Raw genomic sequence first — 24,556 nt, forward strand, 5'->3', positions numbered from 1 at the left:
GTGTGTCAGCGGCGGAGCAGCCGCGGCGTGAGCAGCCCCACGGCCGCGGTCGCCGCTCCGCCGACCAGGGCACGCACCGGGTGGATGGTCGCGGCGACGGTCCAGCTGCCCTTCCGGTGCCAGCCCACGTGCGACCCGCGCTCCTGCCCGCCGTACCCGGCGTGCCAGAGGGCGCTGTCCTCGCGCGGGACGGCCCGCCGGTCGAGGTCGAGCTGGGTGGGCCACATGTACCAGGACATGATCGCGTCGACGGTGCGCGGGAGCAGGGCACCGGCCAGCTGCACGACCTTCGCCTGCGAGCCCACGTAGACGTCGCGGACGGGGTGCTCGGCGGCCCCCAGGACGGCGTCGGCCACCGCCTCGGGCGGGTAGACCATCCCGCGGTGCGCGGGCTGCGCCTCGGTGTAGGCCTGGGCGTGCTCGTTGTACGGGGTGTCGATCCGCCCGGGGTGCACGAGCGTCACCGAGATCGGGTCCTCCTCGTGCGCGAGCTCGACGCGCAGCGCGTCGGTGAAGCCGTGCACCGCGTGCTTGGCGCTGGCGTAGGTCGACTGGATCGGGGTCGACCGGTCACCGAAGAGGCTGCCGACGTTGACGATCGCCCCGGCCCCGCCGCGGGCCCGGTAGTGCTCGACAGCCTGCAGGCAGCCGTAGACGACGCCCCAGTAGACGGTGTCGAACACCCGGTGCATGTCCTCGATCGAGACCTGCGGGATCTCGCCGAAGATCGAGACGCCGGCGTTGTTCACCCAGGTGTCGAAGCGGCCGAACTCGGCGAGGGCGGCCGCGGCGATCCGGGCGACGTCCTCCTGGCGGCCGACGTCGGCCACCACCGGCAGCGCGCGCCCACCGGCGGCGCGGATCTCCTCGGCGAGCTGGTCGAGGGCCTCGGCGTTGCGGGCGGCGACGACCACGGCGGCGCCCCGCTGCGCGGCGCGCCGGGCGGTGACGAGCCCGATGCCGCTGGAGGCACCGGTGATGACGACGACCTGCTGGTCGAGCGGGCGGAGGGGGACGGACACGGGCAGCTCCCGGTGGCTCGCCGGCCGGGCCGGCGGCGGGGCGCCGGGACTGGGCGCCGGTCCTCTGGCTGCCCTGGCGCGCGGCGGGCGACACATCAGCCGGGCGTGGGCGCGCCCAGCCACCAGTCCAGCGCCCCGGTCACCAGGTCCGGGGTGACCACGTGGCCGCCGTCGAACTCGGTCCAGGCGACGTCGTACCCGTCCTGGCGCAGCTGGGTGGCCACCCGGCGGCCGCAGCGGGCGACCGGGAGCACGCGGTCGTCGGTGCCGTGGCCGATCCAGAAGTGCGCGCGCCCGAAGCGGCCCGGCGCGGCGACGAAGCCCGGTGAGAAGGCCAGCACGGAGTCGGCCAGGTCGCCGTTGGCCACACCGAGGCTCAGCGCGTAGGAGGCCCCGTCGGAGAACCCGCCGAGGGCGACCCGGCTGACCGCGCAGCGGGCGAACACCGCGCCCAGCGCCGCGTCCAGGACGGCGACGTCACGGCCCAGCCCGCCGGCGATGAGGTCCCAGGTGGCGGCGGCCGAGGTGGGCGCCAGCACCAGCGCCCCGCGGGCGGTGGCCAGGTCGCCGACGGCCTGCAGCCCGTCGGCGGCCGAGCCGCCGGCGCCGTGGAAGAAGACCAGCAGCGGTCGGGGTCCCGGGTCGCCGGGCGGGACGGCGAGCAGCGCCTCGGCGCCGGGGCCGAGGTCGAGCCGGGTCACCCCAGGTCCGGGCGGGGCCCCGGTCGGGACGTCGAGGGGGCGGCTGTCGAGGCGGCCGTCCGCCGCGCGGGAGGTGGACATGCCTGCCCCCTACCCAGCTGATGGAGTCCCAGCGCTGCAGGGACCGAGCGCTGGGACTCCATCAGGCGCGGTCGGCGGGCTCCACGATGTGCACGCGGACGGCGCGGAACTGCTGCGGTGTCCCCAGCAGCACCGCCTTGGTGGGCTCGCCGACGTCCAGGGCGGGCAGTTGGCGCAGGACGGCGAGCGGGCGCAGCCGCGGGTCGGTGAGCACCTCGGCGACCAGCCCGCGGTCGCCGCCGGGCGCGAGGGCGACCAGCTCGGCGGCGTGCGGCAGCAGCACCCGGGCGGCGGTGTCCGCGGCGTGGCTGACGACGGCGTCGGTCTGGTTGCCCCGCCGGCGGGCGAACCGCTGCTGCGACCAGCCGCCGGCCGCGGTGCGCCCCTGCACCTGCCGGGCGTCGACCTTGGACACCACCAGCTCGGGTCCGTCGAACACCCCCACCGCCCACCGCCCGCGCCGGACCAGCAGCACGGCGGTCCGCCGGGGAGCCCGGGCGGCGGCGGTGAACGCGGTCAGCGGCACCGGGCCGGGCGTCCAGCCGTAGGGCGCGGTCAGCCGCACCGTGGTGGTGTCGGCGCAGGTGAGCAGCAGCTCCTCGCCGTCCACCCGGACGTCGAGGGCGCCGTGCCGGTCGGCCACGCCGTCCAACCACCGGCCCAGCCGCTCCGGGACGACGGAGAGCACGCGCCCCCCGCCGGGGGCGGGCCGGGGGCGGGTCACCGGTCGCGCAGGGTCAGCAGCCGGTCCAGGACGTCGCCGGTGCGCAACCCGTCGTGCTCGAACTCGTTGGTGACCCAGGCGCGCACGTTGCCCACCGCCGCCGCCGTCTCCAGCGACAGGCCGGCGTCGACGTACATGTCGTCGAAGTAGACCGCGGCGTCGACCGGGACGTCGTTGGCGGCCAGCCGCGCCGGGTCGTGGAGGGCGGGGAAGTGCTCGACCTCGGCCAGTGCCCGGGCGGCGGGGCCGAACGCCCGCAGCGACGCGATCTCGTCGAACATCCAGGGGAAGACCATCTCGCCGGTGAACGGCAGCGGCCGGACTCCCCCGTCGAACTCCGGCGTCCGCTCGGCCTCGGCCGCCCAGGCCGTCGCGCCGGGACCGCTCGCGTAGATGCTCTCGTGCAGCGCGACGTACAGCGGGCCGTCCCAGTACGAGGTGCGGCGGGCGACCTCGTCGAGGAACCCGTCGGCCGGCTCCCCGTCGTCGTCGAGGGCCTCGTCGACCAGCCAGTGCAGCTCCTCGGCCCCGGACTGGGTGCCGAGGGCGTGGCCGAGGGTCTGCAGCCGTCGCACGGTCAGCCGGTCGCCGTCGGGCAGCATCACCGGGGCGGCGTCCAGCCGGTCGGCCACCGCCGCGAGCCGGACCGCGTCGTCGGGGTACCGCGCGTGGAACCGGCGCGTCTTCTCGGCCACCCGCGGCCAGGTGCGCCGGTAGACCTCCCGGGCGTCGGCGTGCAGCCCGGGCAGCCCGCCGGTGACCAGGCACCGCTCCAGCCCCTCGGGGGCCTGCGACAGGTAGGTCATCGTCACGAACCCGCCGTAGCTCTGGCCCAACGTCGTCCAGCGCCGGCCGCCGTAGACCGTCCGCCGCAGGTGCTCGGCGTCGGCGACGATCGAGTCGGCGCGGAAGGCCAGCAGGTGCCGGGCCGCGGCGGCGGGGTCGGCGAACCGGCTGATCGACCGGCCGGTGACGCGGGTGCTGCGGCCGGTGCCGCGCTGGTCGAGCAGCACGACCCGGAAGTCGCGCAGCGCCCGGGCGACCCAGCCGCCGCGGGTGGGCCGGGGCGACTTCCCGCCCGGGCCGCCCTGCAGGAACAGCAGCAGCGGCAGGTCGTCGTCCCGGCGGTCGCGGGCGACCAGCTCGCGGGCGAAGACGGTGATCGTGCCGGCGTCCGGGTCGGCCCAGTGCAGCGGCACCGTGACCTCGTGCTCCCGGACGACGGCGCCGGGCACCTCGTAGGTGGTCACCGGGCCAGCGCGGGGGTGGCCGCGTGCTCGGCCGGGACGTGCAGCACCCGCTGCCCCAGGGCGACCGCGACGGCGGCCACCCCCGCGGCGACCGTGGCGACGGCGAAGCTGGCGTTCGCCCCGACGGCGTCGACGATCTTCCCGGCGGCCGAGGCGCCGACGGCGACCCCGAGGGCCAGGGCGGTGCCGATCCAGGTGAACGCCTCGGTGACCGCGGTCCGCGGCACCAGCACCTCGGCCAGGGTGAACGCGCTGATCAGCGCCGGGGAGACCGCGACCCCGGCGACGACGACCAGCGGCAGCATCAGCCAGTAGCTGCCGGCGAACAGCAGCGGCACGGTCAGCAGGGTGAGCAGGGTCAGGACGGCGACCAGCCGGTGCCGCAGCGGCACCTGCCAGTGCACGGTGCCCCAGCCGATGCCCGCGGCCATCGACCCCGCGGCGAGACCGGCGATGAGCAGGCCGGACAGCGAGCGCGCGCCGACCTCGTCGGCGAAGGCGACCAGTGAGATCTCCAGCGTGCCGAGGATGGCGCCGACCGCGGCGCCGACGACGAACAGCACTCGCAGCCCCTGCACGCGCATCGCCGAGGGGCCCCGGCGGTGCTCGCGCTCGACCGGCGGGGGCTCGGTGCGCCGCTGGGCGACGAACAGCAGGGTCCCGACGGCGGCCAGCGTGAAGGCGGTGACGACGCCGGAGGTCGTGTGCCCGGTGGTCGCCAGGAAGGTGACCAGGACTGGGCCGACGATGAAGACGAACTCGTCGACCACCGACTCCATGGCCAGCGCGGTGGGCAGCCGGGGCGTGCCGCGCAGCAGGTGGGTCCAGCGCACCCGGATCATCGAGGAGACCGGCGGCAGGCTCGCCCCCGTGACCGCGGCGGTGGCGAACACCGTCCACAGCGGCCAGTCCTCCTTGACCGCCACCAGGAACCCGGTGCCGGCCAGCACGAAGACCACCAGCACCGACAGCAGCACCCGTCGCTGGGCGTGGGTGTCGGCCATCCGCCCGATCACCGGACCGGAGATCGCCGTCGCGACGGCCCCCGCGGCGGCCACCGAGCCGCCCAGCCCGTAGGACCCGGTCTCGGACTGCACCAGGAGGACGCTGCCCAGGCCCACCATCGACAGCGGCAGCCGGCCGATGAAGGCCGCCAGCACCATGGGCAGGGCGTGCGGCGTCCGCAGCACGTGCAGGTACGGGTTGGGCACGAGCGGACTGGCCTCCGTCAGCAGGATGGACGCCTCGTCACGCTAACCGAACGATCTGTGACCCGCGGGGCGAACGGCGGGTCACGCGACGCCGGTCAGCCCGCGCCGAGCCGGCTGCGCAGCGTCTCCAGCTCGTCGGACATGACGCTGGGGAGCTTGTCGCCGAAGGTGGCGAACCACTCGGCGATCTGCGGCAGCTCGGCGCGCCACTCCTCCGGGTCCACCGCCAGCGCCTGCTCGACCTGCTCGCGGCCCAGCTGCAGGCCGGAGACGTCGAGGGAGTCGGGGGTGGGCACGTGCCCGATCGGGGTCTCCTCGGCCGCGGCCGAGCCCTCGAGCCGCCCGACGACCCACTTGAGCACCCGGCTGTTCTCGCCGAAGCCGGGCCACAGGAACCCGCCGTCGGCGTCCCGGCGGAACCAGTTGACGTAGAAGACGCGCGGCAGCCGGGCGGCGTCGTGCGCCTTGCCGGTCTCGACCCAGTGGCCCACGTAGTCGCCGGCGTGGTAGCCGATGAAGGGCAGCATCGCGAAGGGGTCGCGGCGGACGACGCCGACCTCGCCGGTGGCCGCCGCCGTGGTCTCCGACGACAGCGTGGCGCCCATGAAGACGCCGTGGTTCCAGTCCCGGGCCTCGGTGACCAGCGGGACCGTCGTCTTCCGGCGGCCGCCGAACAGGATCGCCGAGATCGGCACGCCCCGCGGGTCGTCGTACTCCGGCGCCAGCACCGGACACTGGGTGATCGGCGTGCAGAACCGGCTGTTCGGGTGGCTGGACAGCTCGCCGGAGTCCGGCGTCCAGTCCCGGCCGCGCCAGTCGGTGAGATGGGCGGGGGGCTCCGCGGTCATCCCCTCCCACCAGACGTCACCGTCGTCGGTGCGGGCGACGTTGGTGAAGACCGAGTTGCCGTGCTCGATGGTGCGCATGGCGTTGGGGTTGGTGTCCCAGCCGGTGCCCGGGGCCACGCCGAACAGGCCGTGCTCGGGGTTGAGGGCGTAGAGCCGGCCGTCCTCGCCGAAGCGCATCCAGGCGATGTCGTCACCGAGGGTCTGCACCTCCCAGCCCGGGATCGTCGGCTCGAGCATGGCCAGGTTCGTCTTGCCGCAGGCGCTGGGGAAGGCCGCGGCGACGTAGTGGGTACGGCCCTCCGGGTTGGTGAGCTTGAGGATCAGCATGTGCTCGGCCAGCCACCCCTCGTCGCGGGCCATGACCGAGGCGATGCGCAGCGAGTAGCACTTCTTGCCCAGCAGGGCGTTGCCGCCGTACCCGGAGCCGTAGGACCAGATGGCCCGCTCCTCGGGGAACTGCACGATGTACTTGGTGTCGCTGCACGGCCACGGGACGTCGGCCTGGCCCGGCTCCAGCGGCGCGCCGAGGGAGTGCAGCGCCGGGACGAACGGACGGTCGGTGCCCATCGCGGCCAGCACGGCGCTGCCGATCCGGGCCATGACCCGCATGGAGACCACGACGTACTCGGAGTCGGTGATCTCGACGCCGAACATCGGGTCGGCCGCCTCGACCGGCCCCATGCAGAACGGGATGACGTACATCGTCCGGCCGCGCATGCAGCCCCGGTACAGCTCGGTCATCACCGCCTTCATCTCGCCCGGCTCCCGCCAGTTGTTGGTGGGCCCGGCGTCGGACTCCTCGACCGAGCAGATGAACGTGCGGTCCTCGACCCGGGCGACGTCGCGGGGGTCGGAGTTGCAGGAGAAGGAGTTCGGCCGGGCCGTCAGCCGGGTGAAGGTGCCGGCGTCGACGAGGCGCGTGGTGAGCCGGTCCCACTCCTCGTCGCTGCCGTCGACCCAGACCACCTGGTCCGGCGTGGTCAGCGCGGCCACCTCCTCGACCCAGGCGTTCAGCCGGGCGTGGGCGGTGGGGGTGACGGGGGCGGTGGGAGCGGGGATCACGGCGTCTCCTCGGGAGCGGCAGCGCGACGGGCACCGGCGGGTGGGTCCCCCGGCCGCCACGCTGCGGTCGGGGGATCGCGTCAATCTACCGACGCGCAGGCGTACGTCTAGGACGTCTTGCCGGAATGTGACGCAGGTCGCCCGGGGAAGCCGGGCCCGCACCGGCCCGTTGACCGGGGCGTGACCGCTCCCTCCCTGCTCCAGCCCCTGACCCTGCGCGGGGTCACCCTCCCCAACCGCCTCGCGGTCGCCCCGATGTGCCAGTACTGCGTCACCGACGGGGTCGTCGGCGACTACCACCTGGTGCACCTCGGGCGCTTCGCCCTCGGCGGCTTCGGCCTGGTGATGGTCGAGGCGACCGGCGTCACCGCCGACGGGCGGATCAGCCCCGGGGACGTCGGCCTGTGGGACGACGCGCAGGTCCCGGGCCTGGCCCGGGTGGCGGCCTTCCTGACCGCGCACGGCAGCGTGCCGGCCGTCCAGCTGGCCCACGCCGGCGGCAAGGCCAACACGCTGCGCCCCTGGGACGGCTCCGGTCAGGTGACCCCGGAGAACGCCCGGCCCGGCGACGAGCCGTGGACCCCGGTCGCCCCCAGCGCCGTGCCGATGGGCGAGGGCTGGACCGCACCCCACCCGCTCACCGTCGCGGAGATGGCCGGCGTCCGCGCGGCCTTCGTCGCCGCCGCGCAGCGCGCGCTCACCGCCGGGTTCCGGGTGGTCGAGGTGCACGCCGCGCACGGCTACCTGCTCAACCAGTTCCTCTCCCCGCTCACCAACCGCCGCGACGACGAGTACGGCGGCTCGCTGCAGAACCGGATGCGCTTCCCGCTGGAGGTCGTCGCCGCCGTCCGCGCGGTGTGGCCGGAGGACCTGCCGCTGGTCGTCCGCGTCTCCGCCGTCGACGCCACCACGGAGGGGACGACGCTGGAGGACACCGTCGCCTTCGCCCGGGAGCTGAAGGCGCTGGGCGTGGACGCGATCGACGTCTCCGGCGGCGGCATCGGCGCGGGCTGGGAGCACCCGATCGGCTACGGGTACCAGGTGCCCTTCGCCGCGGCGATCCGCGCGCAGGCCGGCATCCCGACCATGGCCGTCGGGCTCGTGGTCGACGCCGAGCAGGCCGAGGCGGTGCTCGCCACCGGGCAGGCCGACCTGGTCGCCGTCGCCCGCGAGGCCCAGGACGACCCGAACTTCGCCGTCCACGCGGCGCGGGCGCTGACCGGCGGCTACGACACCTACCCCGTGCAGGCCGGCCCGCGGCTGGCCTCCCGCGACCGGCTCCTCCGGCGACTGGGCCCGTGGACCGGTCCGGACCCGGTCCGCGTCGAGCAGCCCGCCGCGCAGGCCTGACCACCTGCCCGACCGTCCCGCCGCGCCGCGCCGCGCCGCGGCGGGACGGTCGGACGGGCGGCTCAGCCCCGCCCGTAGGCCGGGCCGGTGGCGGCCAGGAAGGCGTCCCAGGCCGGCGGCGGCGGCCCGCCGGTGACCTCGGCGTCCAGCTTGTCCAGGTACCAGTGCCAGCCCAGGGCGTAGTCCACGACGTCGGTGCCGGGGGCGAAGAGCTGGGTGAAGGTGAGCACGGCGCCACCACCGTCGCCGTCGAGGTCCAGCTCGACCCGCCAGCCGCCCTCGGTGTCCCACTCGACCACCAGCCGGACCGGGGCGGCGCACGCGACCACCCGCAGCGGCTCCCCCGCCGCCCCGTCCTCGTGCGTCATGGTGAAGGTGCCGGCGCCGCCGGGCTCCCGCACCCCGTCGTAGGTGCCGATCCACCGGGCCAGCCGGTCGGGTTCCGTGAGCGCGGCCCAGACGTCGTCGACCGGGTGCGGCCACCGGCGCCGGAACCGCAGCCGCACCCCCTCGGCCAGTACGTCGACCTCGCCCGTCCGCCCGTCGTCCGTCATCGCGCCGTCCTCCTCTGCCGGGGGCACCAGCGTGGCCGTCGGCGACGCGGTTCACCAGGGGTCCGGGCGGGCAACGTGCGCGCATGACCGTCACCGACCCCGACACCCCGGACCCGCTGAACGACCCCCGCACCCTGCAGGCCGACCCCGGCGCGCTCGGCGAGGGTGAGGACCTGGCCTCGACCGAGGACGACGAGGTCGCCACCGGCGAGGACGAGCTGGCCAGCTCCCAGACCGAGGCCGACGAGGCCGGCGGCGGCGACGTCACCGGCGGGTCGTTCGCCGGCGCCGTCGGCGAGGCGCCGACCGCCGACCAGACCTGAGACGGACCGGTCCGTTTCCGACCCACCGCCGCCGGGAACGTGACCGGGCACACGCGTCCGGGCCCAGCCACGGCCCGGCGGCGCACCGTCGTGAGGAGGACCTATGGCCACCGGTGAGACCGGCTTCGCCGACGTCACGTTCGACCTGATCTCCGTCCAGTACCACTCGCTCAAGGCCGGGCACGACTACGGCCAGTACGTCCGGGACGCCGAGAACGCCGGCCTGGACGACGTCGCCTCGTTCTTCCGCGAGGTGATGGAGCAGGACTCCCAGCGCGCCCAGCGGGCCCACGACCTGCTGCGCGAGCTGGCCGGCACCGAGGCCGGCGGCCCGGCCACCAGCTGAGCCGCGGTCGGGAGGACACCCGCGCCACGGTCGAGGGCTGCTCACGGGTGGGGGCAGCCCTCGACCCCGCGGGACACCGGTCGCGCCGTCCGGGGCGGGGCACGTAGCGTCGTCGGCCGCCCGTGCCCGACGCACCACCGGAGTCCCACCGTGCGCCCCCTCACCGAGGCGGCCCTGCGCCGCTCGATGGTCAACTGCTCCCGTAGCGAGGCCACCACCCTCACCCCGCCACCGGGGCTGGACGAGCTCGACTGGGCGTCGCTGGACGTGCTGGGCTGGCGCGACCCGAGGGCCGAGCTGCGCGGCTATACCTCGTGTTCGAGGCCGACGACGCCGTTGTCGGCCTCGCCGTGCGCGCCGCCGACTCGAGGATGTCGAGCCGCCGAGGCGCCATGTGCCTGCTGTGCCACACGGTGCAGCCGGCCGACCGGATCTCGCTGTTCACCGCGCGACGGGTGGGCGAGGCCGGGCGCAACGGCAACACCGTGGGCACCTACGTCTGCGCCGACCTCGACTGCGCGCACCGGGTGCTCGCCGTGCCGCCGTCGGCGCTGTCGCTGCCCGAGGAGCTGCAGCTGCTCGCCGTCGCCGAGCAGGCCGAGGGCCTGCGCCGGCGGCTGCGCGGGTTCGCCGCCGACGTGCTCCGCCGCTGACCGCGCTGCCCCGTCCGGCGCGGGGCACGATGGCCCGGTGATCACGACCGCCCTCACCCGCTGGTTCGACCTCGACGCGCCCGTGTTCGGCGCTCCGATGGCGGGGGCGGCCGGTGGCGAACTGGCCCGCGCGGTCGGCCTGGGCGGCGGGCTGGGGATGATCGGCGTCGGGGCGGACACCGACCCGGACTGGGTCGTCGCGCAGGGTCGGCTGCCCGCGGAGGCCGACGTCTCGCACGGCGTCGGGCTGATGGCTTGGGTGCTGGAGCGGCGTCCGGAACTGCTGGCCGCCGCCATCGCCACCGAGCCGGTGCTGGTCTCGGTCTCCTTCGGCGACCCCGGCCCGTACGTGGGCCCGCTGCACGACGCCGGGATCGCGGTCGCCACCGCGGTCAACTCCCTGGCCGACCTGGACCGGGCGCATGCCGCCGGAGCCGACGTGGTCGTCGCCCAGGGCACCGAGGCCGGCGGGCACACCGGCCGGCGCGCGCTGCTGCCGCTGCTGCAGGAGGTCCTGGCCGCGACCGACCGGCCGGTGCTCGCCGCCGGCGGGGTCGCCACCGGCGCGGGGTTGGCCGCCGTCCTGGTCGCCGGCGCCGCGGGCGGCTGGATCGGCACCCCGCTGCTCGCCTGCCCCGAGGCGACCAACACCCCGGCCGTCCGGGCGCGGCTGCGCGCCGCGGGCGGCGACGAGACCGTGCTCACCAGCGCCTTCGACATCGCCCAGGGGCTGGCCTGGCCGGCGCGCTGGCCCGGGCGCGCACTGGTCAACGCGTTCACCGAGACCTGGCACGGCCGGGAGGACGAGCTGCGCGGCGACACGGCGGCCGCAGACCAGGTGCGCCGCGCTCGCGCCGAGGGCGACCTGGAGCACGCGCCGGTCTACGCCGGGGAGTCCGTCGGTCTCCTCACCGCCGAGCGGTCGGCCACCGACGTCGTCCGCACGCTGGTGGCCGACGCCGAGACGGCCCTGCAGCGCGCCGCCCGCATGGTGCGTTAGACGGCGCAGCTGCCGTCGTCACACCCGTCGGCGGCGGGGACGGTGACCAGCGGGTGGCTGTCGGACCAGGCGCGCTCGAGCAGCTGCAGCAGGGTCTCGGCCGGCTGCGCACCGGCGGCGCCGTAGGTGCGGTCGACGACGAAGAACGGGACGCCGGTCGCGCCGAGGGCCCGGGCGGTGTCGATGTCCTCGCGGACGGCGGGCAGGAACCGGCGGTCGGCCAGCGCGGCGCGCACCTCGGACTTGTCGAGGCCGACCTCGACGGCGAGCGCGACCAGCGCGTCGACGTCGAACACCGAGCGCTGCTCCTCGAAGTGGGCGTGCAGCAACCGCTCCTTCATCGCCCCGCCCAGGCCGTGCCCGGCGGCGAGGTGGATGAGCTCGTGCGCGCGCAGGGTGTTGCCGCTGACGCCCTCCGCGAGGTGGTAGTCCAGCCCCTCACCAGCGGCGATGTCCTCGACCCGCTTCATCTGGCCGGCCATCTGCTCCACGGTGCTGCCGTACTTGGCGGCCAGCGCCGGCAGGGTGGGCTCGGTGTGGCCCTCCGGGATGCTCGGGTCGAGCTGGAACGACCGCCAGACGACCTCGACCTGGTCGGCGTGCGGGAAGCGGGAGAGCGCCGTCTCCAGCTTCCGCTTGCCGATGTAGCACCACGGGCACACGACGTCGGACCACACCTCGACCTGCATGAACCGACCGAACCGCGCGCGGGGTCAGCTCATTCCCCGGCCTCCGGCGCCCGCACCTGCGCCCGCCCGTCACCGGGCGTCGGGTCGAGGAAGACGTACTTCACGCCCGAGTGCTTCGCGACCAGCCGGCGCTCGGCCTCGTCGGAGGCGCGCTCGATGTCGGCCACCGTGGCCCGGTCGGAGAAGTCGACCTTGGCCGCGACCAGCAGCTGGCCGGGGCCGATCACCGTGGTCAGCAGGAACGGGACGTCGTCGACCACGTCCATCGCGGCCAGCTCGGCCTTCAGGTCCTGCTGGGTGGTGCCGGGCACCGCCTGGCCGATCAGCAGCGAGACGTTGGCCCGGGCGAGGGAGCCGGCGACCAGGACGAGCAGCAGGCCGATGAGGATGGCGCAGATGCCGTCCCACAGCGGGTCACCGGTCACCTGCTCGAGGAACAGCCCGAGGGCGGCCAGCACCAGGCCGACCAGCGCGGCGCTGTCCTCGAAGGTCACCGCCTTGACCGTGGTGTCGGTGGTCGTCCGCAGGTACTGCCGCGGGCTGATCCCCCGCTGCCGCGCCTCCCCGCGCACCTGCCGGACCGCCTTGAGCAGCGAGCTGCCCTCCAGCACGAACGAGACCGCCAGCACGACGTAGGAGATGGTCGGCGAGCCGGCCTCCTCGCCCTTGCGGATGGTCTCGACGCCCTGCCAGATCGAGAACATGGCGCCGACGCCGAAGGTGCACAGCGCGGCGAGGAACGCCCAGAAGTAGGTGGCCCGGCCGTAGCCGAACGGGTGCCGGGGATCGGGGGCCTTGTTGCCGCGCTTGAGCGCGATGAACAGCAGCACCTCGGTGATGGTGTCGGCGAACGAGTGCGCCGCCTCGCTCATCATCGCCGAAGAGTGGCTGATCAGGCCGCCGACCAGCTTGGCGACCGCGATGGCCAGGTTGGCCGCCCCGGCCACGATCACCGTGCCGGTGGACTCACCGCCGCCCTTCTCCCCGCCGCCCTTCTCCCCGCCACCCTTCTCCCCGCCACCCTGCTGGGTGGCCTCCTCCACGAGGGCGTGCCCGCGCGCCGGTGCCGGTTGCGTCATGCACCGGCCGGTGCCCCGGCCCGGTGATCGACAATCCCGTCACCCGGAGCGGACTGCGCCACACCGCTCAGGACGCGGCGGCGGCCTCGGGCACGTACTGCTCGCCGATCCGGATGATCTCGGCCAGCCGCTCGCGGGCTGCGGTCAGCTCGGCGATCTGCCGGTCGATGCCGTCGCGCTGCTCGGCCAGCCGGGCCAGCATCTCCGGGGTGGCGACCCCGGTGTGCACGCACGGCAGCACCTCCAGCACGTCCGCGCTGCCCAGCCCCGCGGCGTACATCTGCTGGATGAAGCGGACCCGGCCCACGGCGCTCTCCGCGTACCGCCGCTGCCCGCTGGGGGTGCGCTCGGCCTCCAGCAGCCCCTGCTCCTCGTAGTAGCGGAGCGCGCGCACGCTCACACCGGCACGGGCGGCGACCTCACCGATGCGCAGCACCGGACCTCCTGGTGATCGGGTTCACACTTGACCCTGACGTCGACGTGAGGTCCTAGCGTCCACGGGAGGACACCCCGAACGCAAGGAGCAGCACCACCATGGACATCACCGGATCCGTCGCCCTCGTCACCGGCGCGAACCGCGGCCTGGGCCGTCAGTTCGCCCAGCAGCTGCTCGAGCGCGGCGCCAGGAAGGTCTACGCGACCTCCCGCCGCCCCGGGGCCGTCGACCTCCCGGGGGTCGAGGTGCTGCCGCTGGACATCACCGACCCGGAGTCGGTCGCGGCGGCCGCCGAGACCGCCGGCGACGTGACCCTGGTGGTCAACAACGCCGGCATCACCACCGGCGCGAACCTGGTCACCGGCGACCTGGCCGACATCCGGCGGGAGATGGACACGCACTTCTACGGCACGCTGGGCGTCGTCCGGGCGTTCGCGCCCGTGCTCGCCCGCAACGGCGGCGGCGGGATCGTCAACGTGCTCTCGGCGCTGTCCTGGTTCTCCACCAACGGCGCGGGTGCCTACGCCGCGGGCAAGGCGGCGGCGTGGAACCTGACCAACGGCGTCCGGCTGGAGCTCATCGGGCAGGGAACGCAGGTCACCGGCGTGGTGCTGGGTGCCGCCGACACCGACATGATGGCCGGCTACGACGGCTTCAAGACCGACGCCGCCGACGTCGTCCGGACGGCGCTGGACGGCGTCCAGGCCGGTGACTGGGAGGTCCTGGTCGACGACTGGAGCCGGGGCGTCAAGGCCTCGCTGGCCGGCGACCCGCGCGACTTCTACCGCCAGATGGGCGTCTCGGCCTGAGGAAGGACCCCGCTGCCCCCACCGCCCGCGCCTGGGCGGCCCCGTTGCAGGGGCCCGCCGCGAGCTTGCGAGCGGTGGGGGGCAACGGGGTCCTTCGACTAGCGGACGCCGACGAGGTCGACGACGAAGACCAGCGTGGCGCCGGGCTTGATGACGCCGCCGGCGCCGCGCTCGCCGTAGGCCTTGTGCGCGGGGATCGTCAGCCGGCGGCGGCCGCCGACCTTCATGCCGGCGATGCCCTCGTCCCAGCCCTGGATGACCATGCCGACGCCCAGGCGGAACTCCAGCGGGTCGCCGCGGTCCCAGGAGGCGTCGAACTGCTCGCCGCCGTCGTGGGTCACACCGACGTAGTGCGCGCTCACCAGGCTGCCGGGGGTGGCCTCGGGGCCCTCACCCACGACCAGGTCCTCGATCACGAGCTCGCTGGGGGCCGGGCCGGTGGGCGGCTCGACGTCGGGGCGGGTCAGCTCTGCCACGGGGTGCTCCTGGGGATCGGGCGCCGGGGAGGTCCCGGCGGACTGCCCACCATCCAACCCGCCCCGGCCCCGGCACGGCGACCGGGCTCCTCCCGCACGGGCAGGCGAGGGCACCGGTAAGTTCCGTCCGGAGCAGGTCGGGTGACCCGCTCCGCGCCGTGCCGCCGTCCGCGGCCCGGGCCGCCCGGACTGGAGGTGGACGTGGCCCCCGAGTTCCCTGCGGGCGCGCACACCGCCGACCTGTTCTCCGGCGGCGGAGAGGCCGGGAGGCTGATGGCCGCCCGCGACTGGGCGCAGACCGCGGTCGGCCCGGTCGAGGGCTGGCCGCAGGGCCTGCGCTTCGCCGTCCGCACCGTGCTGGCCTCGCGGTTCCCGATGGTGCTGACCTGGGGCCCGGACTTCCTGCAGTTCTACAACGACGCCTACGCCCCGTTCATCGGCGCCAAGCACCCGGCGATCGGCGAGGACATCCGGGTCACCCTGGCCGAGGGCTGGGACGCCCTGGCCGGCCCGGTCGAGCACGCGATGACGACCCGGGAAGCCTCCTGGCTGCCCCGGCTCCCGCTGCTGCTCGAGCGCGCCGGCTACCGCGAGGAGACCTACTTCACCGTCTCCCACGCCCCGGCCTTCGGCGACGACGGCGCGGTCGCCGGGATGCACGCGGTCTGCACCGAGGTCACCGGCGAGGTGCTCGGCGAGCGCCGCCAGCAGCTGCTGCACGCGCTGTCCACCGCCGAGGGCGCCCTGGGCGACGAGGCCGCGGTGCTCGACGGGCTGTGCGCGGCGCTCGCCTCCGACCCGCTCGACGTGCCCTTCGCCGCCGTCTACCTCGACGACGGCGGCCGGCTGCGGCGCGCGGCCACGATCGGCTGCGCCCCCGAGCGGCTGCCGGCGACCGTGCTCGACGCCGCCGAGCTGCCCGGCCGGGTCTCCGACCTGCGCATCGTCGGCGGCCTCTGGGAGGACCGGGTGCGCGACGCCGTCGCGCTGCCGCTGGCCGGCTCCCCCGGCGACTCCCGGGTCGGCGTCCTGGTGCTCGGGGTGAGCCCGAACCTCGCCCTGGACGAGGAGTACCGCACCTTCCTCGAGCTGGTGGCCGGCCAGTTCGTCAACGCGCTGGGCAAGGCCCGGCAGTTCGAGGCCGAGCGGCAGCGCGCGGAGTCCCTGGCCGAGCTCGACCGCGCCAAGACGGCGTTCTTCTCCGACGTCAGCCACGAGCTGCGCACCCCGCTCACCCTGCTGCTGGGGCCGATCGACGACGTCCTGACCAGCGCCGACGACCTGTCCCCGGCCGCCCGTGACCAGCTGACCCTGGCCATGCGCAACGGCCAGCGCCTGCAGCGGCTGGTCAACGACCTGATGGACGTCGCCAGCATCGAGGCCGGCCGGGCCAGCGCGGTGCGGGTGGCCACCGACCTCCCGGCGTTCACCGCCGAGCTGGCCGGGGTGCTGCGCGCCGCGGCCGAGCGCGCCGGGCTGCACCTCACGGTCGACTGCCCGCCGCTGCCGCACCCGGCCGCCGTCGACCCGCGGATGTGGGAGAAGGTCGTCCTCAACCTGCTGTCCAACGCGGTGAAGTACACCTTCGTCGGCGGCATCGAGGTGCGGCTGCGCGGCACGGACGACGCCGCGGTGCTCACCGTCGCCGACACCGGCATCGGCATCCCCGCCGCGGAGCTGCCGCTGGTCTTCGACCGGTTCCACCGGGTGCCGGGCTCGCTGGCCCGCAACCGCGAGGGCACCGGCATCGGCCTGGCCCTGGTGCGCGAGCTGGTCGCCCTGCACGGGGGCACCGTGCACGTCGACAGCGAACCGGGCCGCGGCAGCACGTTCACCGTCACCCTCCCCTACGGCACCCCGGATGCCGAGGGGGACGCGGCACACCCCTCGGACGCCGCCCGCGGCACCGCCGACGCCTGGGAGACCGAGGCCGCCCCGCACGAGCAGCCCGCGGCGCCGGCCGATCCCTCGGCGACCGTGCTCGTGGTCGACGACAACGCCGACATGCGCACGTACCTGACCCGCCTGCTGGCGCCGATCTGGCGGGTGGTCACCTGCGCCGACGGCGAGGAGGCGCTCGCCGCGGTCGCAGAGCACCGGCCCGACGTCGTGGTGACCGACGTGATGATGCCGCGCGTCGACGGGTTCGAGCTGCTCCAGCGGCTGCGCGCCGACCCGGCCACCCGCGCCGTGCCGGTGCTCATGCTCACCGCCCGGGCGGGGCAGGAGGCCGCGGTCGAGGGCTTCGCCGCCGGGGTCGACGACTACCTGGCCAAGCCGTTCCAGGCCGCGGAGCTGGTCGCCCGGTTGCGGGTGGCCATCGACCGGTCCGCCGGCGCGCGGACCGCCGCCCCGGGTGCAGCTCCCGAGGCCACGCGCCCGACCGCCGCCCCGGGTGGCCGGGCCGACGTGCGCGCCCTGGTGCCGGCCAGCCGGCAGCCCGCCACCCCGGCCGCGCCGCCACCGCCGCCGCCCGCGCCGCCGGCGCCCCCGGTGCACTTCGACGCGTGGCGGTTCCCCGCCTCACCCCGGGCCGTCCCGGCGCTGCGGCGGGCGCTGCGCCGGCTGCTGGAGTCCGCCGGACTCGACGAGGACCAGGGCTACGACCTGCTGCTGGCCGCCTGCGAGGCGGCGACCAACGCCGTCGAGCACGCCCAGGACCCCATCGAGCCCTTCATCGACGTCACGGTCGAGGCCTCGGCCACCGGCGTGGTGATCACCGTGCGCGACTACGGGCAGTGGCGGGAGCGCGGCGCGAGCATGGACCGCGGCCGCGGGTCGACGCTGATGAGCGCGTTCGCCGACATCAGCGCCGTCCCCAGCCCCGAGGGCACCACCGTGACCATCCGGGCCCAGCGGGCCGGCTGAGGGTCAGTCCACCGAGCAGGGCGGGGTGGCCCGGTGCCACTCCGTGCGCTCCTGGAACCAGGCGCCGGCGTCGAGCAGGGCGTCCTCGCCGCCGACCGGGGCGGTGAGCTGGGCGCCGACCGGCATCCCCGAGACCGGGTGCCGGCCCACCGGCAGCGCCAGCGTCGGCCCGGCGTGCAGCGACCAGGGCGCGGTCAGCAGCGCCAGCCGGCGGGTGAGGGCCAGCACGTCCTCGTCGGTGTCGACCGTCGGGACGTCGACCGGCAGCGTCGGGGTGAGCAGGACGTCGACGGAGGCGAAGACCTCCTCCAGGGCGCGCTGGAACTCCGCCCGGGCCTCCAGCGCCTCGGCCCGGTGACCGTCGCTGAGCCCCTCCCCCACCCGCACCCGGGTCAGCGTCTCGGGCTGGAAGAGGTCCGGGGAGGCGAGCCGCTCGACGTGCAGGTCGGCGACGTCGGCGTAGACCAGCGTGTAGAGCACGTCCAGCGCCGACCCGGTGCCGGGCACGCGCACCGGCACCAGCTCCGCGCCCCCACCGGCGAACACCTGGGCGGCCGCGGCGACGACCGCGGCGACCCCGGGGTCCAGCGGGTGCGTCCAGGACTCCGGGACGCCGATCCGCACCGGCGGGGCGGGCACCAGCGCCCGCACCGGCCGACCGGCCAGCACCCCGAACGCCCGGGCGACCAGCGGGACGTCGCGGGCGATCGGGCCGACGGTGTCGACCAGCTCGCACACCGGGAACGTGCCGGCGTCGGGCACCACGGAGACGCCCGGCCGCAGCCCGGTCACCCCGCAGGCGGCGGCCGGCACCCGCACCGAGCCCCCGGTGTCGGTGCCCAGGGCGAGGTCGACCAGCCCGGCGGCGACGGCGGCCGCCGACCCGCTGCTGGAGCCACCCGGGACGCGGCCGGCGTCCCAGGGGTTGCGGGTGGGCCCGGCGAGGGAGTTGAGCCCGGTCAGCCCGAGGGCGAACTCGCTGAGGTTGAGCTTGGCCACGACCTGCGCGCCGGCGGCGGTCAGCCGGGCGACCACCTCGGCGTCGGCGTCGGGCACCCGGTCGGCGAAGTACGCCGAGCCGCAGGTGGTGCGCACCCCGGCGGTGTCGATGCTGTCCTTCAGCCCCACCCGGACGCCGGCCAGCGGGCCCTCGCCGGCGTGCGGCAACGGCGGGTCGATGACCGTGACGACGGCGTTGGTGGCCGTCGTGACCTCGGCGGTGCGGAGCGCCCGGTCACCGGCCGGCGGGGCGGGGGTCTGCGCGGTCACGGGCGGAGCCTGCCACCCGCCGGGCCCGCGCGGGAGGCAGGGCGCCCCACGTGCAGGTCAGAGGGCCTCCGCCGCGCGCGTGTCGTGCACCGAGGGGTCGTCGGCGAACAGCGGCGGCAGGTACCTCAGCATCAGGATCGACCAGGTGAGGTGGGTGAGCGCCGGGGCCTGGATGCCGCCGGTGACCCGCCGCTGCAGCGCGAACAGCAGCCCCATCGGCACCGAGGCCAGCACCAGCGCCGGGTTGCGGGTGGCCACGGTGGCCAGCGTGTAGACGGCAGAGGACTTCAGCACCGGGTGGTCGACGCCGACCGCGGCGTACAGCGCCCCGCGGAAGAAGACCTCCTCGGCGACCCCGTTGGCCAGCGTGGTGGTGGTGACCAGCGCCGGGTTGCCCTGCTGGGCGTACCGCAGCACCCGGGTGATGGCGGCGTCCAGCGGGGGGATGCGCTTGGCGACCAGCGCCGCACCGTAGAAGAGCCCGAACGCGGCGACCCCGCCGGCGACGGGGGTGAGCAGCGGGCGGCGCAGCGTGGCCCTGGGCGTCTGCATCCAGCCCAGGTGCAGCGGGCCGGAGGCGACCCCGCCGGCCACCCAGGTGGCGGCCACCCCGAGCGTGAGCGCATAGAACGACGGCGAGTCCGGCTTGCGCGACAGCGACACCCCGAGCAGCCCCGCACCGGCCAGCGACACCCCGGCGGTGACCCGGCGGCGGCGGCGGAACGCGGCGTCGGACTCGCGGTGGTCGCGCGGGACCTTGTCGATCAGCCAGGGCGGGAGCCGGTCCAGCAGCCGGGTGAGGCCGGCGTCGGAGATCAGCGATTCCCCGAGACGGCGCCGCGCGCGGGTCACCGGACCCGCCCGATCCCCGACGCGGTCTTGCCGTGCCGGGCCTCCCGCCGGGCCTTGGCGCGTTCACCGAGCGCGGCGAGGACGGCCTCGTCGTAGGTCATCGGCTCGAAGGGCACGATCCGGCGGATCGAGTCGTCGCGCACCACGACCTCGTTGCTCATCGAGTCGATCAGCGACCGGCCGGTCTGCAGGTCGACGTCGGTGACCAGCGACAGCCAGCGCGAGGACAGCTGCGGCGTCAGCAGCGGCACCGGCACGATCAGCAGCCGGCGTCCCTGGATCTCCGCGACCCGGGTGAGCATCTCCAGGTACTCGAGCACCTCGGGCCCGCCGACGTCGAAGGCCCGGCCCTCGGCCTCGGGGGCCTCCAGCACGCCGACCAGGTACCGGACGACGTCGCCGACCGCGATGGGCTGCGTCCGCGTGTGCACCCAGCGGGGGGTGATCATCGCCGGCAGGTGGGCCACCAGCTGCCGGGTCATCTCCCAGGAGACGCCACCGTGGCCGACGACGATGCCCGCGCGCAGCACGGTGACCGGCACCCCGCCCTCGGCCAGCAGCCTCTCGACCTGTCGGCGGCTGCGCAGGTGCGCGGAGAGGTCGTCGGCGTCGTCACCCAGCCCGCCCAGGTAGATGATCCGGCGCACCCCGGCGTCGGCGGCGGCGCGGGCGAAGGAGCGGGCGGCCTCGGCGTCCTTCTCCTGGAAGTCCGGGGAGTCCAGCGAGTGCACGAGGTAGTAGGCGGCCTCGCAGCCCTCGAGCGCGGTCCGCAGCGAGGCCTCGTCGCCGACGTCCCCGGCCACCGGTGTGCCGGCGCCGCGGTAGCTCTCCGGGTGGCGGGTCATCGCCCGCACCTCGTGCCCGGCCTCCTCCAGGGCAGGCGCCAGCCTGCCGCCCACGAAACCCGACGCTCCGGTCACCAGTACTCGCACCCGTCCAGAGTGTCGCCACCCGACCTCCCGCGCGATTCGGGAGTGCACGACGGATCGGCGCGGGCCGGCGACCGGGCGCATGATCAGGAGGTGGACGACCCCGGCACCGAGCGCAACGTCCTGGGCGGGGCCCTGGAGCCCTGCGGCACCGACCCGATGACCGGCTTCACCCGCGACGGCTCCTGCCGCACCGGCCCGGAGGACCTCGGCAGCCACACCGTGTGCGCCGTCGTGTCCGCCGAGTTCCTCGCGCTGCAGCGCCGGCTGGGCAACGACCTGAGCACGCCGCGCCCCCAGTACGGCTTCCCCGGGCTGCGGCCGGGCGACCGCTGGTGCGTCGTCGCCGTGCGCTGGCGGCAGGCCGCCGAGGCGGGGGCACCGGCCGGGGTGGTGCTGGCCGCGACCAACGCCCGGGCCCTGGAGGTGGTCCCGCTGGAGCTGCTGCGCGCCCACGCCGTCGACGTCCCCGACGACGCCTCCTCCCTGGGGGAACAGCCTCCCGGCAGCGCCGGTTGACCCGCAGCGACCGTCCCCGCGACCAGGAGCTGCCGTGAGCGACCTGCTGGACCTGCCCCTGACCACCCTGCAGGGCGAGCCGACCACCTTGGGCGCGCTCACCGCGGGCTCGGCGGCGCTGGTGGTCAACGTCGCCAGCCGCTGCGGCCTGACCCCGCAGTACGCGCAGCTCGAGGCGCTGCAGCGGGAGTACGCCGACCGCGGCTTCACCGTGCTGGGCGTGCCGTGCAACCAGTTCGCCGGCCAGGAGCCCGGGACGGCGGAGGAGATCGCCACGTTCTGCTCGGGCACCTACGGCGTCACCTTCCCGATGACCGGCAAGCTCGAGGTCAACGGCGCGGGCGCCCACCCGCTGTTCCAGGAGCTCACCGCCGTCCCGGACGCCACCGGCGAGGCCGGGCCGGTCTCCTGGAACTTCGAGAAGTGGGTCCTGGACCCGCACGGCGCGGTCGTCGCCCGGTTCCGGCCGTCGACGACGCCCGACGCCCCCGAGGTCCGCGCCGCCGTGGAGTCCGTGCTCCACCCCTGACACCGTGCGGGCAGTGCCCGGACCTGTGCGTGCCGGGCGCCCACCGCACACCGTCGTCCCGTCCCGACCCGAGGAGGACCCATGGCCGACCGGCCGCCGTTGCCGCCGTTCACCGCCGAGACCGCCGCGCAGAAGGTGCAGGCCGCCGAGGACGGCTGGAACAGCCGCGACCCCGAGCGGGTGGCGCTGGCCTACACCGAGGACTCGGTGTGGCGGAACCGGGACACCTTCCTCACCGGCCGCGCGGCGATCGTCGCGTTCCTGACCGCCAAGTGGGAGCGCGAGCAGGACTACGTGCTGCGCAAGGCGCTGTGGGCGTTCACCGACGACCGGATCGCCGTCCGCTTCCAGTACGAGTGGCACGACGCCGCCGGCCAGTGGTGGCGGTCCTACGGCAACGAGAACTGGGAGTTCGACGCCTCCGGGCTGATGAGCCGCCGCGAGGCGAGCATCAACGACCTCCCGATCACCGAGGCCGAGCGCCGGATCACCGGCCCGCGTCAGCCGGGCGAACCGGAGATCCCGCTGCACTGAGCCGCCGGGACCGGTGCCTCAGCCCTGCATCGCCGCCGGGTCCATCCACACCGTCTCCCAGACGTTGCCGTCAGGGTCGGTGAAGCTGGTCGAGTACATGAAGCCGAGGTCGTCCGTCGACCGCCACGGCTTGCCGCCCGCGGCCAGCGCCCGGGCCAGCAGGTCGTCGACCTCGGCGCGGCTGTCGGCGGAGAGCGCGTTGATCGCCGAGGTGGCCTGCGCGGGGTCGCCGACCTGGCCGGTCACGAAGGTGCCGAACTTCTCGCGGGTCAGCAGCATGACCCAGATGTTCTCCTCGATGATCATGGCGGCGGCCGTCTCGTCGCTGAACTGGGCGTTGTTCTCCAAGCCCAGCCCGGCGTAGAACGCCTTGGCCCGCTCCAGGTCGGTGACGGGCAGGTTCACGAAGATCGTGCGCACGGTGGTCTCCTCGGTCGGGCCGGTGGGCGGGGCCCCTGCGGCCCCGTCGGAGGTGGAGACCTCTCGGCCGGCGGGAACTCATCGGTCGTCCGCAGGTCGGCGGGGACGACGCCGGACGGGCCGGCCGTGCGCGGCACCCCCCACGGCCGGAGGCGGGCTGTGAAGATGGCGGTCCCCGCCCGAGGGGCCGGGTGATCGGCTCGCGGGCAGGTCCGAGAGCATGTGCGGGTCCGCGGGGACACGGGGCGACGCCAGGTGAGGAGCGCAGACGGTGAGCACGACCAGGAGCAACCGCGCGAAGGCCGCGATCACCACCGTCAGCCTGACCGGCGCCGCCATGGGCTTCCTCACCGCCTGCGGTGGCGGCGGGGGCGAGGACGACACCGAGGCCCGCGAGGTCTACTGCGTCGACGAGCAGGACAACGTCGTCGACGAGGACCAGTGCGAGGAGGCCGAGCGCAACGGCGGCTTCATCGGCGGGCTGCCGTTCTTCTTCCTGCTCGGCAACTTCGGCGGCAACCGCTACTCGGTCGGCCAGCGCATCCCCTCGCAGTACACCTCGACCGGCACCCGGGTGAACCCCTCGGACACTGCCGCGCGGTCCCGCAGCGGGCTGCCCAGCAGCGGCAAGGTCACCTCGGGCACCCGCGTCTCCGGCGGCATCGGCTCCGGCGGCGCCGGGGGGAGCAGCGGCTCGTGAGGCGGCTGTACGGCAAGGCCCGGCTCGGCTGGGAGGCCGAGATCGAGAGCCAGGGGCTGGTCTACAACAAGACCACCGTCCCCGACGGCGAGACCCGCTCCTACTGGCGCGAGGACGTGTTCTACGACTTCACCGCCGCCGAGGTCGACCGGCTGGCCGAGGTCACCGACCAGCTGTTCGCCGCCTGCGTCGAGGCCGGTGAGGTGGCGCTGGCCGACGAGCGGCTGCTGGACCGGATGCGCATCCCGCGCGACGCCCGCGACGTCATCCGCGCCACCTGGGAGTACGAGCCGCCGAGCATCTACGGCCGCTTCGACCTGTGGTGGGACGGCAAGGCCGCGCCCCGGCTGCTGGAGTTCAACGCCGACACCCCCACCTCGCTGGTCGAGGCCGCGGTCGTGCAGTGGGCCTGGCACCTGGAGACCGGGCAGGGCACCGACCAGTGGAACCAGCTCGACGATCGGCTGGTGGCGGCCTGGCAGCGCAACCTGTCGCGCTGGGAGGCCCACTACGGACGCCGTCCGCGGGTGCACCTGGCCTGGACGTCGGGCGACACCAGCGGCGAGGACTGGATGACCGTCGCCTACATGGCCGACTGCGTGCAGCGCGCCGGCTACGAGACGACCGTCCTCACCACCGAGGAGCTCGCCCTCGACACCGGCGACGCCCGGTTCTACGACCCCAAGGGCAACCGGATCGACGTCGTCTTTAAGCTCTACCCCTGGGAGTGGCTGGTCGCCGACGAGTACGGCCCCTCGGTGATCGCCGACCTCCGGGTGCCCGGCGGGACGACGTGGGTCGAGCCGATCTGGAAGATGCTCTGGTCGAACAAGGGCCTGCTGCCGGTGCTGTGGCAGCGGTACGCCGACGACCCGGTGATCTCCCGGTACCTGCTGCCCGCCTACTTCGGCGACGACCCGCGGGCCGCCGAGCTGCAGCAGACCGGCTTCGCCCGCAAGCCGCTGCTGGGCCGCGAGGGCAACAACGTCGAGCTGATCGCCCCCGGCGGGGAGACGATCGCCTCGCTCGGCGGCCGCTACGGCGCCGAGGGCTGGATCGTGCAGCAGCTGTGCGCGCTCCCGGACTTCCCCGGCCCCGACGGCCCGCACCACCCGGTGCTGGGCGCCTGGGTCGTCGACGGCGAGGCGGCGGGCCTGGGCATCCGCGAGTCCGACGGCCTGATCACCGACGACCTGAGCTTCTTCGTCCCGCACACCATCGACTACAAGAAGCCCCCGAACACCACCTGGTCCGCCTGACGCGCCTGTTGATCATGGGCGTCGTGCCCGCCGACGCACCGGTGGACGGCGTGTCGGTGGCCA

27 protein-coding genes and 1 pseudogene are annotated in these 24,556 nt (G+C 75.2%); 13 read left to right on the forward strand and 15 right to left on the reverse strand.

What is annotated here, in order from left to right:
- Positions 1 to 5: 5 nt before the first annotated feature.
- From ACGBYP_RS09420 to ACGBYP_RS09445, 6 genes are all read right to left on the reverse strand, one after another.
- Positions 6 to 1,022, reverse strand: coding sequence for an SDR family oxidoreductase (locus tag ACGBYP_RS09420; RefSeq protein WP_411583344.1), 1,017 nt, complete (start codon positions 1,020 to 1,022; stop codon positions 6 to 8).
- Positions 1,023 to 1,117: 95 nt separating this feature from the next.
- Positions 1,118 to 1,723 carry an alpha/beta hydrolase gene (locus ACGBYP_RS09425; RefSeq protein WP_411583346.1) on the reverse strand — a complete coding sequence of 202 codons (606 nt, stop codon included), beginning with the start codon at positions 1,721 to 1,723 and terminating at the stop codon, positions 1,118 to 1,120.
- A 142-nt stretch (positions 1,724 to 1,865) separates the two neighbouring features.
- Positions 1,866 to 2,528, reverse strand: a complete 663-nt coding sequence (locus tag ACGBYP_RS09430) for an acVLRF1 family peptidyl-tRNA hydrolase (protein WP_411583348.1) — start codon at positions 2,526 to 2,528, stop codon at positions 1,866 to 1,868.
- Positions 2,525 to 3,778: an alpha/beta fold hydrolase gene (locus tag ACGBYP_RS09435; RefSeq protein ID WP_411583350.1), complete on the reverse strand. Its 1,254-nt coding sequence runs from the start codon at positions 3,776 to 3,778 to the stop codon at positions 2,525 to 2,527. Before ACGBYP_RS09435 ends, ACGBYP_RS09430 begins: the two co-directional genes overlap by 4 nt.
- Positions 3,775 to 4,989: an MFS transporter gene (locus tag ACGBYP_RS09440; protein ID WP_411583352.1), complete on the reverse strand. Its 1,215-nt coding sequence runs from the start codon at positions 4,987 to 4,989 to the stop codon at positions 3,775 to 3,777. The genes ACGBYP_RS09435 and ACGBYP_RS09440 overlap by 4 nt, the downstream gene beginning before the upstream one ends.
- Positions 4,990 to 5,084: 95 nt before the next feature.
- Positions 5,085 to 6,899, reverse strand: coding sequence for a phosphoenolpyruvate carboxykinase (GTP) (locus ACGBYP_RS09445; RefSeq protein ID WP_411583354.1), 1,815 nt, complete (start codon positions 6,897 to 6,899; stop codon positions 5,085 to 5,087).
- A gap of 180 nt (positions 6,900 to 7,079) precedes the next feature.
- On the opposite strand from ACGBYP_RS09445, the gene ACGBYP_RS09450 reads away from it, so the two are divergent.
- The gene (locus ACGBYP_RS09450; RefSeq protein ID WP_411583356.1) at positions 7,080 to 8,249 is read left to right on the forward strand and encodes an NADH:flavin oxidoreductase/NADH oxidase; all 1,170 of its coding nucleotides are present in this window, start codon (positions 7,080 to 7,082) and stop codon (positions 8,247 to 8,249) included.
- A 62-nt stretch (positions 8,250 to 8,311) separates the two neighbouring features.
- On the opposite strand, the gene ACGBYP_RS09455 is transcribed toward ACGBYP_RS09450, so the two are convergent.
- On the reverse strand, positions 8,312 to 8,803 hold the full coding sequence (locus ACGBYP_RS09455) for an SRPBCC family protein (protein WP_411583358.1): 492 nt from the start codon (positions 8,801 to 8,803) through the stop codon (positions 8,312 to 8,314).
- Between the two features lie 83 nt (positions 8,804 to 8,886).
- Here ACGBYP_RS09455 and ACGBYP_RS09460 point away from each other — a divergent pair, with 83 nt between their 5' ends.
- The 5 genes and pseudogenes from ACGBYP_RS09460 (at position 8,887) to ACGBYP_RS09480 (ending at position 11,125) form a co-directional block, all read left to right on the forward strand.
- Complete coding sequence (locus ACGBYP_RS09460; protein WP_411583360.1) at positions 8,887 to 9,126, forward strand: hypothetical protein; 240 nt, start codon at positions 8,887 to 8,889, stop codon at positions 9,124 to 9,126.
- 103 nt (positions 9,127 to 9,229) lie between these two features.
- A complete protein-coding gene (locus ACGBYP_RS09465; RefSeq protein ID WP_411583362.1) occupies positions 9,230 to 9,472 on the forward strand; it encodes an acyl carrier protein in 243 nt (80 codons plus the stop codon).
- 186 nt (positions 9,473 to 9,658) lie between these two features.
- Positions 9,659 to 9,709: pseudogene (locus ACGBYP_RS09470) on the forward strand (hypothetical protein); the annotation flags it as partial.
- 77 nt (positions 9,710 to 9,786) lie between these two features.
- Positions 9,787 to 10,125, forward strand: a complete 339-nt coding sequence (locus ACGBYP_RS09475; RefSeq protein WP_411583706.1) for an FBP domain-containing protein — start codon at positions 9,787 to 9,789, stop codon at positions 10,123 to 10,125.
- Positions 10,126 to 10,162: 37 nt separating this feature from the next.
- Positions 10,163 to 11,125 carry an NAD(P)H-dependent flavin oxidoreductase gene (locus ACGBYP_RS09480; protein WP_411583708.1) on the forward strand — a complete coding sequence of 321 codons (963 nt, stop codon included), beginning with the start codon at positions 10,163 to 10,165 and terminating at the stop codon, positions 11,123 to 11,125.
- Here ACGBYP_RS09480 and ACGBYP_RS09485 read toward each other — a convergent pair.
- The 3 genes from ACGBYP_RS09485 to ACGBYP_RS09495 all read right to left on the reverse strand — a co-directional run bounded on the left by ACGBYP_RS09485 (position 11,122) and on the right by ACGBYP_RS09495 (position 13,329).
- Positions 11,122 to 11,814 (reverse strand): DsbA family oxidoreductase, encoded by a 693-nt coding sequence (locus ACGBYP_RS09485; RefSeq protein ID WP_411583364.1) that lies wholly within the window; start codon positions 11,812 to 11,814, stop codon positions 11,122 to 11,124. The genes ACGBYP_RS09480 and ACGBYP_RS09485 overlap by 4 nt on opposite strands.
- Before the next feature lie 29 nt (positions 11,815 to 11,843).
- Positions 11,844 to 12,893, reverse strand: coding sequence for a cation diffusion facilitator family transporter (locus ACGBYP_RS09490; protein WP_411583366.1), 1,050 nt, complete (start codon positions 12,891 to 12,893; stop codon positions 11,844 to 11,846).
- A 67-nt stretch (positions 12,894 to 12,960) separates the two neighbouring features.
- Positions 12,961 to 13,329, reverse strand: coding sequence for a MerR family transcriptional regulator (locus tag ACGBYP_RS09495; RefSeq protein ID WP_411583368.1), 369 nt, complete (start codon positions 13,327 to 13,329; stop codon positions 12,961 to 12,963).
- A gap of 98 nt (positions 13,330 to 13,427) precedes the next feature.
- Between ACGBYP_RS09495 and ACGBYP_RS09500 the strand changes: the two genes are divergently transcribed.
- Positions 13,428 to 14,138 carry an SDR family oxidoreductase gene (locus tag ACGBYP_RS09500; RefSeq protein WP_411583370.1) on the forward strand — a complete coding sequence of 237 codons (711 nt, stop codon included), beginning with the start codon at positions 13,428 to 13,430 and terminating at the stop codon, positions 14,136 to 14,138.
- Positions 14,139 to 14,236: 98 nt separating this feature from the next.
- Here the strand turns inward: ACGBYP_RS09500 and ACGBYP_RS09505 are convergent, their stop codons facing one another.
- Entirely contained in the window at positions 14,237 to 14,614 is a 378-nt protein-coding gene (locus ACGBYP_RS09505; RefSeq protein ID WP_411583372.1) for an FKBP-type peptidyl-prolyl cis-trans isomerase, read from the reverse strand.
- A gap of 1,242 nt (positions 14,615 to 15,856) precedes the next feature.
- On the opposite strand from ACGBYP_RS09505, the gene ACGBYP_RS09510 reads away from it, so the two are divergent.
- The gene (locus ACGBYP_RS09510; protein WP_411583709.1) at positions 15,857 to 17,482 is read left to right on the forward strand and encodes an ATP-binding protein; all 1,626 of its coding nucleotides are present in this window, start codon (positions 15,857 to 15,859) and stop codon (positions 17,480 to 17,482) included.
- 3 nt (positions 17,483 to 17,485) lie between these two features.
- Here the strand turns inward: ACGBYP_RS09510 and ACGBYP_RS09515 are convergent, their stop codons facing one another.
- From ACGBYP_RS09515 to ACGBYP_RS09525, 3 genes are read right to left on the reverse strand one after another with little or no spacing between them, the layout of a single operon-like run.
- A complete protein-coding gene (locus ACGBYP_RS09515) occupies positions 17,486 to 18,751 on the reverse strand; it encodes an amidase (RefSeq protein ID WP_411583374.1) in 1,266 nt (421 codons plus the stop codon).
- 57 nt (positions 18,752 to 18,808) lie between these two features.
- On the reverse strand, positions 18,809 to 19,603 hold the full coding sequence (locus tag ACGBYP_RS09520) for a lysostaphin resistance A-like protein (protein ID WP_411583376.1): 795 nt from the start codon (positions 19,601 to 19,603) through the stop codon (positions 18,809 to 18,811).
- A complete protein-coding gene (locus ACGBYP_RS09525) occupies positions 19,600 to 20,523 on the reverse strand; it encodes an NAD(P)H-binding protein (protein ID WP_411583378.1) in 924 nt (307 codons plus the stop codon). The genes ACGBYP_RS09520 and ACGBYP_RS09525 overlap by 4 nt, the downstream gene beginning before the upstream one ends.
- A 102-nt stretch (positions 20,524 to 20,625) precedes the next feature.
- Here ACGBYP_RS09525 and ACGBYP_RS09530 point away from each other — a divergent pair, with 102 nt between their 5' ends.
- The 3 genes from ACGBYP_RS09530 (at position 20,626) to ACGBYP_RS09540 (ending at position 22,114) form a co-directional block, all read left to right on the forward strand.
- Positions 20,626 to 21,051 (forward strand): DUF2237 family protein, encoded by a 426-nt coding sequence (locus tag ACGBYP_RS09530; RefSeq protein WP_411583379.1) that lies wholly within the window; start codon positions 20,626 to 20,628, stop codon positions 21,049 to 21,051.
- Positions 21,052 to 21,085: 34 nt separating this feature from the next.
- Entirely contained in the window at positions 21,086 to 21,580 is a 495-nt protein-coding gene (locus ACGBYP_RS09535; RefSeq protein WP_411583381.1) for a glutathione peroxidase, read from the forward strand.
- Positions 21,581 to 21,661: 81 nt separating this feature from the next.
- A complete protein-coding gene (locus tag ACGBYP_RS09540) occupies positions 21,662 to 22,114 on the forward strand; it encodes a nuclear transport factor 2 family protein (RefSeq protein WP_411583383.1) in 453 nt (150 codons plus the stop codon).
- Between the two features lie 18 nt (positions 22,115 to 22,132).
- On the opposite strand, the gene ACGBYP_RS09545 is transcribed toward ACGBYP_RS09540, so the two are convergent.
- Positions 22,133 to 22,534, reverse strand: coding sequence for a VOC family protein (locus ACGBYP_RS09545; RefSeq protein WP_411583385.1), 402 nt, complete (start codon positions 22,532 to 22,534; stop codon positions 22,133 to 22,135).
- A 271-nt stretch (positions 22,535 to 22,805) separates the two neighbouring features.
- On the opposite strand from ACGBYP_RS09545, the gene ACGBYP_RS09550 reads away from it, so the two are divergent.
- Both ACGBYP_RS09550 and ACGBYP_RS09555 read left to right on the forward strand, forming a co-directional pair.
- Complete coding sequence (locus tag ACGBYP_RS09550; RefSeq protein ID WP_411583387.1) at positions 22,806 to 23,234, forward strand: hypothetical protein; 429 nt, start codon at positions 22,806 to 22,808, stop codon at positions 23,232 to 23,234.
- A complete protein-coding gene (locus ACGBYP_RS09555; protein ID WP_411583389.1) occupies positions 23,231 to 24,493 on the forward strand; it encodes a glutathionylspermidine synthase family protein in 1,263 nt (420 codons plus the stop codon). Before ACGBYP_RS09550 ends, ACGBYP_RS09555 begins: the two co-directional genes overlap by 4 nt.
- The last annotated feature ends 63 nt before the right edge of the window (positions 24,494 to 24,556 follow it).

Source organism: Modestobacter sp. SSW1-42, assembly GCF_046635825.1.
Taxonomy (GTDB): domain Bacteria; phylum Actinomycetota; class Actinomycetes; order Mycobacteriales; family Geodermatophilaceae; genus Modestobacter.

What these genes read in the sequence shown, in the direction of transcription:
- ACGBYP_RS09455 (WP_411583358.1), bottom strand. Translation starts at nt 8,803, where the DNA reads ATGACGGACGACGGGCGGACGGGCGAGGTCGACGTACTGGCCGAGGGG.
- ACGBYP_RS09460 (WP_411583360.1), top strand. Translation starts at nt 8,887, where the DNA reads ATGACCGTCACCGACCCCGACACCCCGGACCCGCTGAACGACCCCCGC.
- ACGBYP_RS09465 (WP_411583362.1), top strand. Translation starts at nt 9,230, where the DNA reads ATGGCCACCGGTGAGACCGGCTTCGCCGACGTCACGTTCGACCTGATC.
- ACGBYP_RS09485 (WP_411583364.1), bottom strand. Translation starts at nt 11,814, where the DNA reads ATGCAGGTCGAGGTGTGGTCCGACGTCGTGTGCCCGTGGTGCTACATC.
- ACGBYP_RS09490 (WP_411583366.1), bottom strand. Translation starts at nt 12,893, where the DNA reads ATGACGCAACCGGCACCGGCGCGCGGGCACGCCCTCGTGGAGGAGGCC.
- ACGBYP_RS09500 (WP_411583370.1), top strand. Translation starts at nt 13,428, where the DNA reads ATGGACATCACCGGATCCGTCGCCCTCGTCACCGGCGCGAACCGCGGC.
- ACGBYP_RS09540 (WP_411583383.1), top strand. Translation starts at nt 21,662, where the DNA reads ATGGCCGACCGGCCGCCGTTGCCGCCGTTCACCGCCGAGACCGCCGCG.